A 14,369-nucleotide genomic window follows, 5' to 3' on the forward strand; every position below is an offset into this window, starting at 1 on the left:
GCTACGGCGAGGCAACCGGAACGTTTTTACGGAGCTTTTTTCAAAAAGCGACCCGCCGGAGGCAACTGAATAGTGACGAAACGGAGAGCCTTTGCACGCATGGAAACGCTGGACCAGGATGTACGGAAAAACCGCGATGTTTCTCGCAGGTCTCCTGGCCCTTTTGGCTTACGGATACCATAACCTGAACTACAACTGGCAGTGGTACAGGGTCTGGCCCTACCTGGTGACGGTCACCGATGAGGGCTTCCGGGCCGGAGTGCTCCTGAAAGGGGCCCTGGTGACCCTGAAGATTTCGGGCGAGCGGTGACCCTTGTGATCGGATTTTCCACGGCCTTTATGCGCCTTACCTCCTCTCCGGTGCTCAACGCCCTGGTGGTGGGCTATGTGGAGACCATCCGCAACACGCCGCTTTTGATCCAGCTTTTTGTGATGTACTTCGTGATCTCACCTGTCATCGACCTGTCTGCGTTCGCCTCGGCCGTCATTGCCCTGTCGCTTTTTGAAGGGGCCTACGCCTCGGAGATCATCCGCTCCGGCATTGCGGCCGTGGACCAGGGACAGTGGGAGGCCTCCTTCAGCCTCGGCATGACCCCCTTGGGGACCTTTGCCGAGGTGATCCTACCCCAGGCCCTGAGGCAGATGCTCCCCATGCTGGCAGGCCAGGGGGTCTCCCTTATCAAGGACTCGGCCCTGGTGAGCACCATCTCCATTTTTGACCTGACCATGCAGGGCCAGAGCATTGTGGCTGAAACCTTCCTGACCTTTGAGATCTGGTTCACCGTGGCCTTTTGCTATCTGGCCATGACAGCCACCCTGTCCGCCTGTATTGCCCGGTGGGAGGCGAGGGTCAGGATGAGGGGATAAGTGAAAGGCGAAGGGCTAAAGGCTAAAGGTTAAAGGGCAAGGGTGAGGCCTGATTGATCTGGGACATGGCCACCGGCGGAGCTGCCGGGGTTTATCGAATAATAACCCACCGAAGGAGAGAATGATGAGACGATGGCTGGCTTGTGTGATGATGGTATGGGTTCTGCTTGGCTGCGGGCCTCTTTGGGCGGGCGAGAGCGTGATCGAGACGATTCAGAAAAAAGGGGTGATCCGGGTGGGCATGTCCACCTTTGTGGCCTGCGTCATGGACAAGACCGGGAGGCGCGGATGGAGCTTTTTAATCCAGGTGGCCAAGGGAAGCTGGAAGGCTACTGCGGGAAAGTGGAGCTGAGCTGACCCAACTGGTCGGGCATTATCCCGGCCCTTCTTACGGGTAAATTCGACGTCATCATCGGTGGCATGGGCATCACCCCGGTTCGGAACCTCAAGGTGAACTTTACCGAACCCTACGATTTTACGGGCATGTCCATCGTGGCCCATCGGAAAAAGGCAGAAGGGTTTTCCTCCCTTGCGGATTTCAACAAAAAGGAGGTGACCATCGCCGTGCGCATGGGCACCACCGCCGAGATGGCCGCCAAAAAGTACCTGCCCAAAGCTTCCTTTAAGCTTTTTGAAAATGAGAGCCAGGCCCTTCAGGAACTTCACCTGGGGCGGGTCCACGGGGTGGTGTCTTCCGCTCCCCTCCCCCGGTTTCAGGCCCTGAAATATCCGAACAAGCTGACGGTTCCCCTGAAAGAGGATTTTACCAGGGAGCCCATCGGCTTTGCCCTTCGAAAGGGGGACCACGACGCCCTCAATTTTTTCAATAACTGGATTCGCGCCAAACAGGCCGACGGGTTCTTCGCGGAAACCAAGCACTACTGGTTTGAGACCCGGGATTGGGCAGAACGGGTGAAGTAAGCTCTATGATTGGTTTTGGCAACAAGAGATATCGATTCGGCATGGTGGACGCCGCGGCCCTGCTGCTGGTGGGGGCGCTTGTCCTGTGGTTTTTCCACCGGGTGGGGGTGGTGCTGGATTACGGATGGGAGTGGGGGGCGCCTCAGAGGATTCCTGAGGCGGACCGATGAGGGGGGCTGGGTGCCCAACCTGCTTTTGACGGGGTTTTTCACCACGGTGAAGCTCAGCCTCTGGGCCAGTCTCCTGGCCTCGGTCATCGGTATCCCGGCAGGGGCCATGCGGGCCCAGGGCAGTCCGGGCCAGAAGCTTCTGGGCTGGGTGTACGTGGAGACCATCCGGAACATCCCGTCCCTGGTGCTGGTGTTTCTCTTTTACTTTTTCATCAGCAGCCAGTTCCTGGATCTGCTGGGCGTGGATGCCTGGCTCAGGGGGCGTTCAGAGATCACCCGGGCCATTTTTTCCTTTCTCTTTGCCGGTGAGGCCCAGATGAAACGTGTTCCCCTTGGCTGTCATCTCCCAGACCCTGGCCATCTACGAAGGGGCCTACGTCACGGAGATCGTCCGGGGCGGCCTCCTGGCAGTGCCCTTTGGGCAGAAGGAGGCGGCCCGGGCCACAGGCCTGAAAGAGGGGCAGGTATTTCGCTACGTGATCCTGCCCCAGGCCTTGCGAAAAATCATTTCGCCCCTGGCCGGTCAGTTCATCTCCACCATCAAGGATTCGGCCATCATGAGCGTCATCTCCATCCAGGAGCTCACCTTCCAGGGCATGGAGGTCATGGCCGCCACCTTTCTCACCTTTGAGGTGTGGCTCACCGTCACCTTCCTCTATTTTATTCTCACCTTCAGCCTCTCACAGGCCGCGGCCTTCATGGACCGCCGTATCGCCAAATACTGAGCCGGTTTATCAGCCAGCCATGCCCCACACGCCTCGGTAAAATCGAGGCATTGGGTGACCCGGACACGGTGCACAGAGTGCACCCTACGGGTCGTCGGCCACTTGAGACGGTGTCATCAATAACACCCTGGTGGCCCACACGATGACCACGGCCCGGCGATCCACAAAAACCCCAGCCCTTAACGTCATCTCATCACCTATTTTACCTGAGGTCTATGTCCGCCTGCCGGATCTGACGGAGGGCCTGACGGATGCGCTCTTCGTTCTCCACCAGGGCCAGGCGGAGGTAGCCTTCCCCTTCCTTGCTGAAGCCCGCTCCGGGGGCCACGGCCACGTGGGCTTTTTCCATGAGTTCCATGGCAAAGGCCATGGAGTCGTGACTGTTTTTGTAGCGTTCGGAACTCGATGCGAGGAACATGCCCGCCTTGGGGGCCTCCACCTCCCAGTCCATGCGCCTGAGGACGTCGCACATGGTGTCTCTTCGCTTCAGGTAGACTTCCACCTGTTCGGCGATGTTGGCCTCGCAGTCGCGAAGGGCCACGATGCCTGCTGCCTGGATGGCGGTGAAGATGCCGTAGTCGTAGTAGCCCTTGATCTTCTCCAGGCCTGTAATCATCTCGGCGTTGCCCACGCAGTAGCCCATGCGCCACCCGGCCATGTTGTAGGACTTGGAGAAGGAGCCGAACTCCACACCCACGTCCTTGGCCCCGGGAACCTCGAAGAAGCTGGGGGCCTTGTAGCCGTCGTAGGTGATGCGCGAATAGGCGAAATCCTGGATCACCATGAAGCGGTATTTCTTGGCGAGTTTCACCACCTCTTTGAAGAAGTCCACGCTTGTCACCTGGCCCGTGGGGTTGTGGGGGTAGTTGAGCATCAGCATCTTGGGCACGGGGTACATGGACTCGCAGAGGTCGGAGATCTGCCTGAGCATGTCCTCATCCGAGGCCATGGGAAAGCGCACCACGTTGGCCCCGGCGATGATGGCCGCGTAGATGTGGACGGGAAACGCCGGGGTGGGCACCATGATGGTGTCTCCGGGGCCCAGAAGGGCCAGGCAGAGGTGGGAGACTCCCTCCTTGGAGCCGATGGTGGTGATCACCTCGGAGCCGGGATCCAGGGAGACCCCGTAGTCCCTGTCGTACATCAGGGCCAGCTCCTGCTTCAGGTGCTTGATGCCCCCGGCCACGGGGTAGCGATGGCTCTTGGGGTCCTTGGCCACCTTGCAGAGCATCTCGGTCACCTTGTCCGGTGCCGGGTCCACGGGGTTGCCCATGCCCAGGTCGATGACATCCAGCCCCTTCCTGCGCTTGTCCATCTTCATTTTGTTGATCATGCCGAACAGGTACGGGGGCAGGTGGCCCATTCGTTCCGAGTACTTGATGAGTGGTTCTTCCGTCATGTGTCGCCTCCGGTTGGGTTTTGGGTAAGAAGGCTCAATGGGTCGGTATGTGAGGGCGGGGCCCCGGGGACAGCCCGGGGCAAAAAAAAAGCCACGGGTTGTCGTCGTCAACCCATGGCGTTCTTACTGCGGTCTATATAATCAGAAGGCAGCGAAACGACAATGGGTTGACCCCATGGCCGCTGCCGCCGCCAATATGTGGCAAGCGTTGTTCATTCTGGTTTCCTTGAGAATAAAAGTTCCCTTTTTGATTACGCGTATTGGCGCCACCTGTCAATCGAAAAACGTGGAGGACGCTTGTCTTCGGAAGGGGCATGACGGGGCGGGCTTTACGTATCCTTGGCCTCAAGGCAGAAGGGATCCAGCGGTTTTGTAACTATTCAGTTTATGTGGGCATGACGCGTTACCGACGGTGTAAGTGAGGTAGGGTGCGCTTGCGCACCGCCGAAGAATCGTAACGGTCATAACAACCAATGTGCGGGTGATCTTCACGCAGCATAGACATGGCAAAATATGATGGTTTTCCGAACAAATGGTGCGCAAGTATATTCTTAACGGGATGTCACATAACAAGCTGTAAATATTATTCTGGCAGTCAGAGGTGGATTGGGCTGAATAGTTGCCTGGTTTTCAAAAATTTGGCCCCCGGCAGGGCCGCCGGAGGCTTTTTTATCGTGATGTCAATGCCGGAAGGTCCACACGATGAGAAGGCCCCCGGCCGTGCCTGTGACCGTGACCTTGTCCAGAGTGGCCTGGATATCCACGCGGGTGAACTCCCGCTTCATCAGGTAACTTGAAATGAATTTTCGCGATTTCACGGGAAGCTCGGAGTACCTGTCCAGAAGCTCCTGGGGGACTTCAATGGCCCCGGGGATGTACCGGGGATCGTCGGTCAGGCCCCTGGGGCGCGGGCTGACGCGGATGGTCTCCTTGGTGTGCAGCTTCAGGTTGAGGGACTCCTCCGGGCTCAGGTGCACCACAAGGTCCACCGGGGTGTTGTAGCAGCTGAAGTTGGTGAGCTCTGCGGCCCAGTCATTGCCGTTGATGATGTGGTACCAGGGCAGGCCCGGGGTGAGGGAGCCCAGGTCATCCATGTTTTTCGCGTAGTACCGGTCGTCCCGTTCCCCCAGGGTCAGGTGGGTGGTGTCTCCCTCCCGGTTGTCCAGGATGGTGCCGGACAGGGGGGCACCCGTGGTGTGGAAGGTCCACTGGGTGGTGTCGTCCACCTCGGTGATGTCCTTTTCAAAGTACCCGGTTTCTCCGCCTTCGCTTACGCCTTCCACCCGCAGGGTACGATGGATGCAGTTACGTCCGATTTTGTGGATGCTGATGCGGTCGGTGATTGTGCCGGATATTTTCGGGTGGCGGATCCAGTCCGTGGGGATCTGGATGAGGGGGATGAGCTTGTCGCTCTGGTCTTCGTAAGAAGAGGGGAGAAAGGCGTCGGCGCCCCCGATATCAAAGTCGTAGAACCGCGTGTACATGTCCCCGTATTTGTTGATGAGAAACAGGTGGGATCCGCTGGTGCTGAGGTTCACGGCCTGGAAGGCCCCCCTTTCCGGGCCGCAGATGCCGTAGCTGTAGTCCGTGGGTAGCCACGGGTCGTTGTAGATCAGGTCCTGGCCGTTGGGTCCCAGCATCCAGATATGGGAGCATTTGGCCAGCCCCACCTCGAAGAGATTGCCCGCCGGGTCGGTCCAGTACCCGTCTTCCCGCCTCGACACCACGGAAAAATCCCAGGTGATGATCTCGTCGGTGAGTTTCATGCCCGGGCCCATCCAGAAGGGAATGCCCCACTCCTTCTGCCAGGTGAAGTCCGATATGTCATCAAGCCCGTTCCACATGGTGTAGATCTGGCGCTCACCGTTCAAGGCGATGATGTGCTCATCGTCCATGGCAAACTCGGTGACCTGGCCGGCAAGGCCCTCCGGGAGCTCAAGCTTGACCCGCGGCTCCGGTGTGTTGATCCCGGTTCTCTCCTTGATCCAGATGTCGCCGTCTTTGAGTTTAACGTCGTACCTCGTGTTGAACGATGCCTGGTTGCCCCGGAAACAGACCCGGTCCTCGAAGGTCTCCGCCGAAAGGGCGGTGCATGGGATGAGGGTGAAAAGCAGAAAAATCGTAAGCACGAAACTGTTTTTTTTCATGACGTCTCCCCCTGACTTGATGGTTATGGTTGGCAAATCGTTTGCACAAACCGAGACCGGCAAGAGGGCTCAAACAGCGGGTGCGCAATCCGGGCATGCAGATGCGTGAGCCCTTCGTTCGCGTTGTGTGAGGTGGGATACTCTGAAGTATAGAGAAAGGCGGGGGGAAGTGCAATGAACAAAGTCGTCATATGTTCATTTTGTCAGGTTTTGCCTGTTCCGTTGAGGATGGCTGCAAACCGGGCCTTGAACTCCTGCCGGGAGCCCCCCTGGATGACGGTGACTTTTCGGGAGCCGGTTCGGCTGACCCGGGTTGTGCCGCACCGGTTGTCGGTCTCGCTCTCCGTTATGTCGATGTCCAGGAAGGCCCGGTACGACTGGCAGCTCTGCATGTCCCCGGTCATGACCAGGGTGGCCAGGGGGTCGAAGACGGGGACGGGGATGCCTTCGTTGTGGGGACCGGTTTTCTCAAGGAGGATGCGTTTTGCCAGGGTGGCAAGGGGATCGACGGCGGTAAGTGCCTCTGCCATGTCCGGGCCCAGGAGCACGTGGTTGCAGGCGTCCAGGGGAACCAGGGTGAGGGGTATGGGGGAGTCCACGATACGCTTTGCCGCCACAGGGTCGATAAAGACATTCCACTCAGCCCCGTGGTTGGTGGCGTACACCGGGCCCTGGTCCCACGCGTCCCTGGCGTTGTTGAGCAGGGCCACGTTGCCGTCCACATAAACAGCCCCGGCCATGGCGACGATTTTTTCAATATTGTCGATTCGTGGGGCAGGGAAGGTGTCCATCATACGGGCAGGGTTGGTGAATCCACCCAGGCAGAGGAGGGTGATTTTTTCGTCGGTCGCCTCCAGGGTGTCGGCCAGGAACTGCCAGGCCGGGCGCGGGTCCGTTTCAAAGCTGACGGAGGGGTTGAGGCTCCCCAGAAGCCCCATGACACTGTTCATCTCATCCTTGAAGGGTTGGGGAAAGCGGTGATCAAACCCCATGGGCGTGCTGGTGCCGGCGCAGACCCGGACCCTGGGCCGGTTGGCCAGCTCTGTGAGGGTCTTGGCGATGAGGGTGCCCCACCGGAGGTCGGTCTCGCCGCACCCGGTGACGCAGATGCCGAGGAGCTCCACCGAAGGGTGCTTCATGAGGCAGAGAATGGAGAGGATGTCGTCCCATCCCATGTCCGAGTCCACAATGACGCGTTTGCGTGCAGGGTTCACGGAACCTCCTTTGGGCTTTGTGGGGGCGTTCAAACAAAACGAGGGAGTGCTGTTTTTTGCATTTTACACCGGCCGGGCCGACCGATGCAAAAAACTAAAGCGATGCCTTCCATGGTTAACGTGAGAGAAAAAAGCCTGCCTCCGGCGGCCAGGGGATTTTTAGCCTAAGTGGCTTCGCCACCCCTGGACCCCAGGTTGCGAATGCTTCCAGCCTTCGTTCCTCGGGTTGATCACATTCGCGGGTGGGTTTCGCCCTTGGTTGGTCGTCAAGATCTGTTTGCTTTACGGCAACTATTCACTTGCCTCCGGCGGGTCGCTTTTTGAAAAAAGCTCCGCAAAAACATTCCGGTTGCGTCGTCTGTTTAAAACTTTCGGTCGGTCACGTCGTTCGTAAGGCCTGTTTGTCAAACTTTTAAAAAGTTTGGCCCCCGGCAGGGCCGTCGGTGACTGTTTTTTGGAGCCGAATAGTTACGTTTCACGTTTCAAAAGGTTGTCCACAGAAGAGGTGCCAAACGGAAGTAGCTGCAACAACTCATGCCTTTGCCCGGGGGCGTCCAGGCCCTTCGTTGGCATTTCTTCACACATTCTCCACAGAATGACACGCACAACCCGTGATAGCCATGGACTTATCGGAAGTCATGCTGCCCTGAGGCAGCAAAGAACAAACACAAGGCTTGAGGATGTGAGGTGACTATTGTGGGACGGATTGCTTTTTTTGTGATGTGTGTGATGTTTTGTTGCGCTCCCATGGGCGTATGGGCCGAGGGCCCGGCACCGGAGGGTGAAGAGGGCGGATTTTACGGCACCGCCATGCTCGGGGGCGGTGTGTCTCACTGGCGGCCCAGTCTTTTGGATGCGGAAGATGGAAACGAAACCATCACCAGCCTGGAAGACACCGCCGATAAAGAGACCTCCTTTATCCCCCTGATGACCCTGGAGGGGGGATATTATTTCGACTCCACGGGGACGTGGGTGTCCATGGACGTGGTGGATGGGCTTGAAGAGCTTGAAACAAGCGTCATCGGCAACCTCACCGTGGGCCAGTCCCTGGGGGACCTGGGAACCATGGCCTTAAGCTTTTCCCGCCATCGCACCGATGTCTGGAAAGATCCCTACCTCGTGGGATCGGCCCGAGAGATGACCAAATCCAAGGACCGCACCGTGGAGTTATCCTGGGAGGATGTCCTGGGGCTTCCCATTAGCCTCGACGTGGCCTACACGCTTACGCGGGTGCGGGACGACGTGTCCGGGAAGAACAACCCGGACCTCAAAAGGGACGGGGAGACCGGTGAAGCCACGGTGTCGTTTCCCCTGTTTTTTGGTGAGCGGTCCATGGTCCTGGCAGGGCTGGGGGGCGTCCAGGGTGATTTTGACGGCCAAAGCAACAGCTACGACGGATACCGCGTGAATCTCATTCACATCCTGGACATGGGGCGCTGGAGCCTCTCTTCCGTGGTGTCCGGAGAGCAGAGGCGCTACGATGCAACCCACCCGGTGTTTGGAAAAACCCGTGAGGACAAGGGGTGGATTTTCAGCACGGAATATACCTACCACGCCCCGTTGGGGTACGACCGTTATTTTTTCCAGGCAAGGGCTGCCATGGGGGAGACCACAAGCAATATCTCCTTTTTCGAAAGCTCTACCCTGATGGTGGGGGCAGGCATCGGGTATACCTTTTAAGCCCGGTGTCCTTGTTTACTCCGTGGGTGGTTCTGCTGATATGACATATCTGAAATTGCTTTCACTGTATGCATTGCCTACAATGCGGAGGCTGATTTTCAGGTCAGCTGGCCCGGCAGGACATGACTCCGAAAGGAGCCAACCCCAGAGAATATCTTGACTGACACACAGAAGGCACACCTTAGGTATGAGAAGCGCGATCAGTGCAGTTGTTTTTTTACTGAGTTTGTGGGTTTCAGGGCCTCTTTATGCCCTGACCCTGCAGGACGCCGTAAAGGCGGGGCTGAAAAACAGCCACACCCTGAAAGGGGCGTCCCATGAAACCGATATTGACAAGTACAGACGGGACACGGCCCAGGCGGCGTTGATGCCGAAGGTCACCTCCCGCTACGGCTACTCCCGGACAGACCGGTCGGCGGGTGGTGACGGCCGGGACAGCTCGTCTGCCGGGGTGGCGGTGAGCTGGAACCTGTTTAACGGGCTGGCCGACCTCAACACCTATCGGTCGGCTGCGGCAGGCTATCAGGCACGGCAGTTCCAGGAGACCGGCCAGGTGGAAGACTACAAGCTCAAGGTGATCAATGCTTACATCGAGGTGCTGAGCGCCCGGAAGAAGAGGGCCGTGGCCACAGAGTCCGAGGCGCTCCTGCAGTCACAGCTCAAGACCACACGGTTGTCCTACAAGGTGGGACTCTTTCCGAAAAACGAGGTGCTTAAGGTGGAGTCCCGGGCCGTGGCCGCCCATCGCAAGGTCCTGGAAGCCCAAAGACGAGTACGGGTGGCGATCTTCGACCTGGAAAAGGTAACGGGGCTTACCCTTTCCGGCGCCGAGCCCTTGACGGATTTTCCGGCGGAGACCCCGGGGGTACCGGCCCTAGAGCAGCTGACGGCCATGATGGACGCCAACCGCAGCGAGTTGAAATATCTGGACACCTTGCTGACCTCCAGGGGGTATGATGCCCGGGCGGCCAAAGGCAGCTGGTGGCCCTCCCTGGACGTGTCGGCCGGATGGACCCATTACGGGGACTCGGCCATGCCCGACGGCAGGGCCTACGGCCACAACGACGATACCGTGGCGCGGGCCGATCTCAGCTGGACCCTCTTCGACGGCACCGCCAGGAAGAGCCGCCTGGCAAGCGCCCGGTCCGAGGTCTCCCGGGTTCAAGAGACCCTTGCAGACACCCGGTTGACCCTTGAAACCGCTTTGAAACGGGTGGTGGAGGATTACCGGCTCGCCGTGGCAAGCTATGATGCCGCCCACAGCGAAGTGGCCTCGGCCCGGGAGAACCACCGCGTCACCGAGGCCATGGTCAAGGCCAGGAGCGCCACGCCCACGGACCTTCTGGATGCCAACATGATGCTTACCCAGGCGGAAAACAGCCGTGCCGAGGCGCGGTATGCCATGTACCGGGCCATGGCCGAGATGGAACGGGCCGTTGAAACGCCCCTGTTTTATGACGGCGGCAAGAGGTTTTTCGACTATGATTGAGATCAAGGGTCTGCATAAAACATATCCCCTGGGAGAGGGGCGGCTCCATGTACTCAAGGGCATCGACCTGTCGGTGCGTGAAGGGGAAATGGTGTCGGTGATGGGCTCCTCGGGATCGGGGAAGTCCACCCTTCTGAACATCCTGGGGCTTCTGGACAGCTACGACAGCGGCTCTTACCTCCTCAACGGCATGGCCGTAGGGGCCATGGACGAAACCCGGGCCGCTCGCCTGCGCAACCGAAACCTGGGCTTCGTATTCCAGTCCTTTAACCTTATTCCTTTTAAGACAGCCGAAGAGAACGTGGCCCTGCCTTTGTACTACCGGGGCGTTCGACGGCGCGAGAGAAATCGTCTTGCCAGGTCCCTGTTGGCGCGCGTGGGGCTGGCAGACCGGGCCGGCCACCTTCCAGCAGAGCTCTCCGGCGGGCAGAAGCAGCGGGTGGCCATTGCCCGGGCCCTTATCACCGATCCGCCCCTGATCCTGGCGGATGAGCCCACCGGTGCCCTGGACACCGACACCTCCTACGAGGTGATGGCCCTGCTCCGGGAGATCAACGCCACGGGCAAGACCATTGTCATCATCACCCATGAACCCGACATTGCGGAGATGACGGACCGCATGATCCGGTTGAAGGACGATGCATCGAGGCCGGCACCCCGGAGCACAAGGGGGGCGGGATACGTTCTACGCGGACCGGTGGCGGGAGGTCTTCGGCGTGCTGAACAGGAATCGTTTGAGGACCCTTCTCACGGGGTTCTCCGTGGCCTGGGGGATCTTTATCCTCATCGTTCTGCTGGGGGCGGGCACCGGCCTTGAAAACGGCCTGAGGGAAAATTTCAAGGGCGAGGCCATGAACGCCATCTCCGTGTACGGCGGGTTTACCCAGAAGGACTACGGCGGGGTGGTGGTGGCTGGGGATATTCTCAACTGGAAGACCCCGAGCTGGTTCGCGGGCGCGTCAAGGGCATTGGCCACATGGCCCCGGTCATTGAACTGAACCTGGAGACCCCGGTGCGCCACGGCAGCGAGTACGGATTTTTCAACGTGGAGGCCGTCTGCCCGGAGAACCGGCACATCACCCGTGTGGAGATGATCCGGGGGCGCTACCTGAACTCCGTGGATATGCAGGAAACCCGTAAAACAGCAGTGGTGGACGACGAAATCGCCCGGGCTCTCTTCGGAAAGCCAGAGGCCGTGGGGCAGTCCCTTCTCATCGGGGGGATTCCCTTTACCGTGGTGGGGGTCTTCAAGCGCCTCTCCAGCTTCGGCAGCCGGACGATCTACATTCCCTTTGCCACGGGACAGCGCCTCTTTCAGACCGACCGGAAGATCACGGGGTTTACCTATCTTGTGGACGGCGAGACCCCCCTGGCAAAAAGTCGCCTCATGGAAGCCGGCACCCGGGTTGCCCTGGCCGGCAAGCATCGCTTTGACCCGTCGGATAAAGCCGCCCTCATGACCATGAACAGCCAGGAAGAGTCCATCATGTTCCGCAAGCTCTTTACGGCCATTCGCCTGTTTCTCTGGATCACCGGCATCGGCACCCTCATTGCCGGCATCGTGGGGATCAGCAACATCATGCTGATCACCGTGCGGGAGCGGACCCGGGAGATCGGTATCCGCAAGGCCGTGGGGGCCACCCCCGCATCGGTGGTGGGCATGGTGGTGACCGAGGCGGTGCTCATCACCGTTGCGGCCGGGTACACCGGCCTGGTGGCAGGGGTGGCCACCCTGGAACTGGTGCAGTGGATCATGGCGGTGACAAGCGCCAAGGCAGCCGAGAGCACAGACGTCCTGGGCAATTTCACCGTGTTTTTGAATCCCACCGTGGATTTCGGCATTGCGGTGAAGGCGTTGCTGCTTCTGTCTGCAGCCGGGGTCCTGGCCGGTTTTTTCCCGGCGCGAAGGGCGGCCCTTGTGAAACCCATTGAGGCCATGCGGGAGTAACGACCATGTTTGATGCGGATTACTGGAAAGAGATTTTCCACACCCTTGGGTGCAACAAGACCCGGACGTTTTTGACGGCCTTTGGCGTGTTCTGGGGGCTTTTCATGCTCACCCTCCTCACCGGTGCTGGAAACGCCCTGAAAAACGGGGCCATGAAGGATTTTGACGGATACGCCAAAAACGGCGCCTATCTCTGGTCCCAGCCCACGGGAAAACCCGGCGGCGGGTACAGCCGGGGCCGGGAGTGGCACATCACCCTGCAGGACGTGGCCGTGCTCAAGCACAAATTGCCCGAGCTCAAAAGCATTGCTCCGCGCCTTCACGCGGGCAGCGGGGCCAAGAATGTGGCCCGGGGGGCCCGTTCCGCTTCCTTTACCGTGGTGGGGGACGTGCCGAGCTGGCGGGACATCGAATCCATGAAGATCCTGAAGGGCCGGTTCATCAACGGCCTGGACATTCGGGACAAGCGGAAGGTGTGCGTCATCGGCAAACGGGTGGCCGAGGTGCTTTTCCTGCCCGGAGAAGACCCCCTCGGAAAAAAGGTGAAAGTGTTCGGCGGGTACTTCCGGGTGGTGGGGGTGGTGGCCCCCATCTCCGCCCAGGATCGCCAGAAGAGTCGGACTGTTCACCTGCCCTTTGCCACCCTGGGCGGCCTCCTGAATTTGGGGGACGACATTCATTACATGGGCGTCACCGCCGCCGACGGTGTGAGCGTGGCCACCCTGGAGGAGCGCATCATCGCCATACTCAAGGAGCGCCACAGCATCGCCCCCGATGATGCCCAGGCCGTGGGCCACCTGAACATCGAGCGCCAGTACAGAAAAATGACGAGCCTCTTTTTCGGGATCTCCGCCCTCTCCTGGGCCGTGGGCTTAGGGACCCTGGCTGCCGGTGTCATCGGAATCTGCAACATCATGCTTCTGGTGATCCGGGAGCGGACCCGCGAGATCGGTATCAAGCGGGCCCTGGGCGCCACGCCCCTTCAGGTCCGGCTTCAGATTGTCTGCGAGTCGGCCCTGCTTACCTGCGTGTCGGGATATGCTGGGCTGTCTGCCGGGGTGGTGATTCTGGAGGCCGCCAACCGTGTGCTCAAAAAGGCCTCGGCCGGAGGAGAGGGGAGCATGTTCCTCAATCCCTCCATCAGCCTGGACGCGGCCCTGGGAGCCCTGGCCGTCCTGGTGGTGGCAGGCATTCTGGCAGGTCTTCTGCCCGCCCAGCGGGCCGTCCGCATCAAGCCTGTGGAGGCCATTCAGGACGAAGAGTCTTCGGGATGCTCTGGCTCTTCGTTCTTGGACCGGATATTTCATGAGCAAACGGTCAAGCCAAATCAATAACATATCATTACAGGCGGTTAGTGGGTGAAATTTAGATATTTGAAAAATGCAAAATGCCATTCGTCTTTTTCTGGTCGATTTTCTCACCCTTCGGGCGAGCCGAGTGCACCCATCTTCTGCGTTATCAGAGCCTTGAGGTAAAACACTACATCTGCAGCTCTGATGCCTTGAATATGGGTGCACTCGACTCGTGAAATATCCGGGCTAAAGGGCCGTCTCATTTGCTTACGGGCTGCGCCCGTAAAAAATTGACCGAAGCGGCCTTTTAGTCCGTCGTTACCCGTGCCGCACTGGAGTGCGGCGCTCCAGGGGGCAAAGGGAGGCGGAGGGCATGTAAATCTACACGATACTATTAGCGACCCGCCAGAGGCAACCGAATAGTTACGGTAGACGTTTGTTTGAAAGGCGGATGTGATTTGACCCGAGGAACGAGGGGCAAAGCGCATTCGCAACCTGCTTTCAAGGTGGCACACCT

At 59.2% G+C, this 14,369-nt stretch carries 15 protein-coding genes and 1 pseudogene; 13 read left to right on the forward strand and 3 right to left on the reverse strand.

Going from position 1 to position 14,369, the window contains the following annotated elements:
- Positions 1-136: 136 nt before the first annotated feature.
- The 7 genes and pseudogenes from ACOYW1_RS01415 to ACOYW1_RS01445 all read left to right on the forward strand — a co-directional run bounded on the left by ACOYW1_RS01415 (position 137) and on the right by ACOYW1_RS01445 (position 2,683).
- On the forward strand, positions 137-310 hold the full coding sequence (locus ACOYW1_RS01415) for a hypothetical protein (RefSeq protein ID WP_482421380.1): 174 nt from the start codon (positions 137-139) through the stop codon (positions 308-310).
- A complete protein-coding gene (locus ACOYW1_RS01420) occupies positions 307-867 on the forward strand; it encodes an amino acid ABC transporter permease (protein WP_482421381.1) in 561 nt (186 codons plus the stop codon). The genes ACOYW1_RS01415 and ACOYW1_RS01420 overlap by 4 nt, the downstream gene beginning before the upstream one ends.
- 121 nt (positions 868-988) lie before the next feature.
- Positions 989-1,219, forward strand: coding sequence for a hypothetical protein (locus ACOYW1_RS01425; protein ID WP_482421382.1), 231 nt, complete (start codon positions 989-991; stop codon positions 1,217-1,219).
- A gap of 20 nt (positions 1,220-1,239) precedes the next feature.
- Positions 1,240-1,788, forward strand: coding sequence for a transporter substrate-binding domain-containing protein (locus ACOYW1_RS01430; protein ID WP_482423634.1), 549 nt, complete (start codon positions 1,240-1,242; stop codon positions 1,786-1,788).
- Between the two features lie 5 nt (positions 1,789-1,793).
- The gene (locus ACOYW1_RS01435; RefSeq protein ID WP_482421383.1) at positions 1,794-1,958 is read left to right on the forward strand and encodes a hypothetical protein; all 165 of its coding nucleotides are present in this window, start codon (positions 1,794-1,796) and stop codon (positions 1,956-1,958) included.
- Between the two features lie 10 nt (positions 1,959-1,968).
- Positions 1,969-2,178 (forward strand): annotated as a pseudogene (locus tag ACOYW1_RS01440) (ABC transporter permease subunit); the annotation flags it as partial.
- Positions 2,179-2,290: 112 nt separating this feature from the next.
- Positions 2,291-2,683 (forward strand): amino acid ABC transporter permease, encoded by a 393-nt coding sequence (locus tag ACOYW1_RS01445; RefSeq protein WP_482421384.1) that lies wholly within the window; start codon positions 2,291-2,293, stop codon positions 2,681-2,683.
- A gap of 202 nt (positions 2,684-2,885) precedes the next feature.
- Here ACOYW1_RS01445 and ACOYW1_RS01450 read toward each other — a convergent pair whose 3' ends face one another.
- The 3 genes from ACOYW1_RS01450 to ACOYW1_RS01460 form a co-directional block, all read right to left on the reverse strand.
- Entirely contained in the window at positions 2,886-4,082 is a 1,197-nt protein-coding gene (locus ACOYW1_RS01450; RefSeq protein WP_482421385.1) for an aminotransferase class I/II-fold pyridoxal phosphate-dependent enzyme, read from the reverse strand.
- Between the two features lie 680 nt (positions 4,083-4,762).
- Complete coding sequence (locus tag ACOYW1_RS01455; RefSeq protein ID WP_482421386.1) at positions 4,763-6,229, reverse strand: hypothetical protein; 1,467 nt, start codon at positions 6,227-6,229, stop codon at positions 4,763-4,765.
- A 203-nt stretch (positions 6,230-6,432) separates the two neighbouring features.
- Positions 6,433-7,443, reverse strand: a complete 1,011-nt coding sequence (locus ACOYW1_RS01460) for a nucleoside hydrolase (RefSeq protein ID WP_482421387.1) — start codon at positions 7,441-7,443, stop codon at positions 6,433-6,435.
- A 747-nt stretch (positions 7,444-8,190) separates the two neighbouring features.
- On the opposite strand from ACOYW1_RS01460, the gene ACOYW1_RS01465 reads away from it, so the two are divergent.
- The 6 genes from ACOYW1_RS01465 to ACOYW1_RS01490 all read left to right on the forward strand — a co-directional run bounded on the left by ACOYW1_RS01465 (position 8,191) and on the right by ACOYW1_RS01490 (position 13,894).
- On the forward strand, positions 8,191-9,123 hold the full coding sequence (locus ACOYW1_RS01465; protein WP_482421388.1) for a DUF2860 family protein: 933 nt from the start codon (positions 8,191-8,193) through the stop codon (positions 9,121-9,123).
- 187 nt (positions 9,124-9,310) lie between these two features.
- Complete coding sequence (locus tag ACOYW1_RS01470; RefSeq protein WP_482421389.1) at positions 9,311-10,612, forward strand: TolC family protein; 1,302 nt, start codon at positions 9,311-9,313, stop codon at positions 10,610-10,612.
- A complete protein-coding gene (locus ACOYW1_RS01475) occupies positions 10,605-11,429 on the forward strand; it encodes an ABC transporter ATP-binding protein (protein WP_482421390.1) in 825 nt (274 codons plus the stop codon). The genes ACOYW1_RS01470 and ACOYW1_RS01475 overlap by 8 nt, the downstream gene beginning before the upstream one ends.
- Entirely contained in the window at positions 11,374-11,610 is a 237-nt protein-coding gene (locus tag ACOYW1_RS01480) for a hypothetical protein (protein WP_482421391.1), read from the forward strand. The genes ACOYW1_RS01475 and ACOYW1_RS01480 overlap by 56 nt, the downstream gene beginning before the upstream one ends.
- Positions 11,541-12,560, forward strand: a complete 1,020-nt coding sequence (locus ACOYW1_RS01485) for an ABC transporter permease (protein ID WP_482423635.1) — start codon at positions 11,541-11,543, stop codon at positions 12,558-12,560. Before ACOYW1_RS01480 ends, ACOYW1_RS01485 begins: the two co-directional genes overlap by 70 nt.
- A gap of 5 nt (positions 12,561-12,565) precedes the next feature.
- Complete coding sequence (locus ACOYW1_RS01490) at positions 12,566-13,894, forward strand: ABC transporter permease (RefSeq protein WP_482421392.1); 1,329 nt, start codon at positions 12,566-12,568, stop codon at positions 13,892-13,894.
- Positions 13,895-14,369 lie beyond the last annotated feature (475 nt).

The sequence above is a fragment of the Desulfoluna sp. CYM3A genome (assembly GCF_056829965.1).

What these genes read in the sequence shown, in the direction of transcription:
- ACOYW1_RS01415 (WP_482421380.1), top strand. Translation starts at nt 137, where the DNA reads ATGTTTCTCGCAGGTCTCCTGGCCCTTTTGGCTTACGGATACCATAAC.
- ACOYW1_RS01425 (WP_482421382.1), top strand. Translation starts at nt 989, where the DNA reads ATGATGAGACGATGGCTGGCTTGTGTGATGATGGTATGGGTTCTGCTT.
- ACOYW1_RS01435 (WP_482421383.1), top strand. Translation starts at nt 1,794, where the DNA reads ATGATTGGTTTTGGCAACAAGAGATATCGATTCGGCATGGTGGACGCC.
- ACOYW1_RS01450 (WP_482421385.1), bottom strand. Translation starts at nt 4,082, where the DNA reads ATGACGGAAGAACCACTCATCAAGTACTCGGAACGAATGGGCCACCTG.
- ACOYW1_RS01455 (WP_482421386.1), bottom strand. Translation starts at nt 6,229, where the DNA reads ATGAAAAAAAACAGTTTCGTGCTTACGATTTTTCTGCTTTTCACCCTC.
- ACOYW1_RS01465 (WP_482421388.1), top strand. Translation starts at nt 8,191, where the DNA reads ATGGGCGTATGGGCCGAGGGCCCGGCACCGGAGGGTGAAGAGGGCGGA.
- ACOYW1_RS01470 (WP_482421389.1), top strand. Translation starts at nt 9,311, where the DNA reads ATGAGAAGCGCGATCAGTGCAGTTGTTTTTTTACTGAGTTTGTGGGTT.
- ACOYW1_RS01475 (WP_482421390.1), top strand. Translation starts at nt 10,605, where the DNA reads ATGATTGAGATCAAGGGTCTGCATAAAACATATCCCCTGGGAGAGGGG.
- ACOYW1_RS01490 (WP_482421392.1), top strand. Translation starts at nt 12,566, where the DNA reads ATGTTTGATGCGGATTACTGGAAAGAGATTTTCCACACCCTTGGGTGC.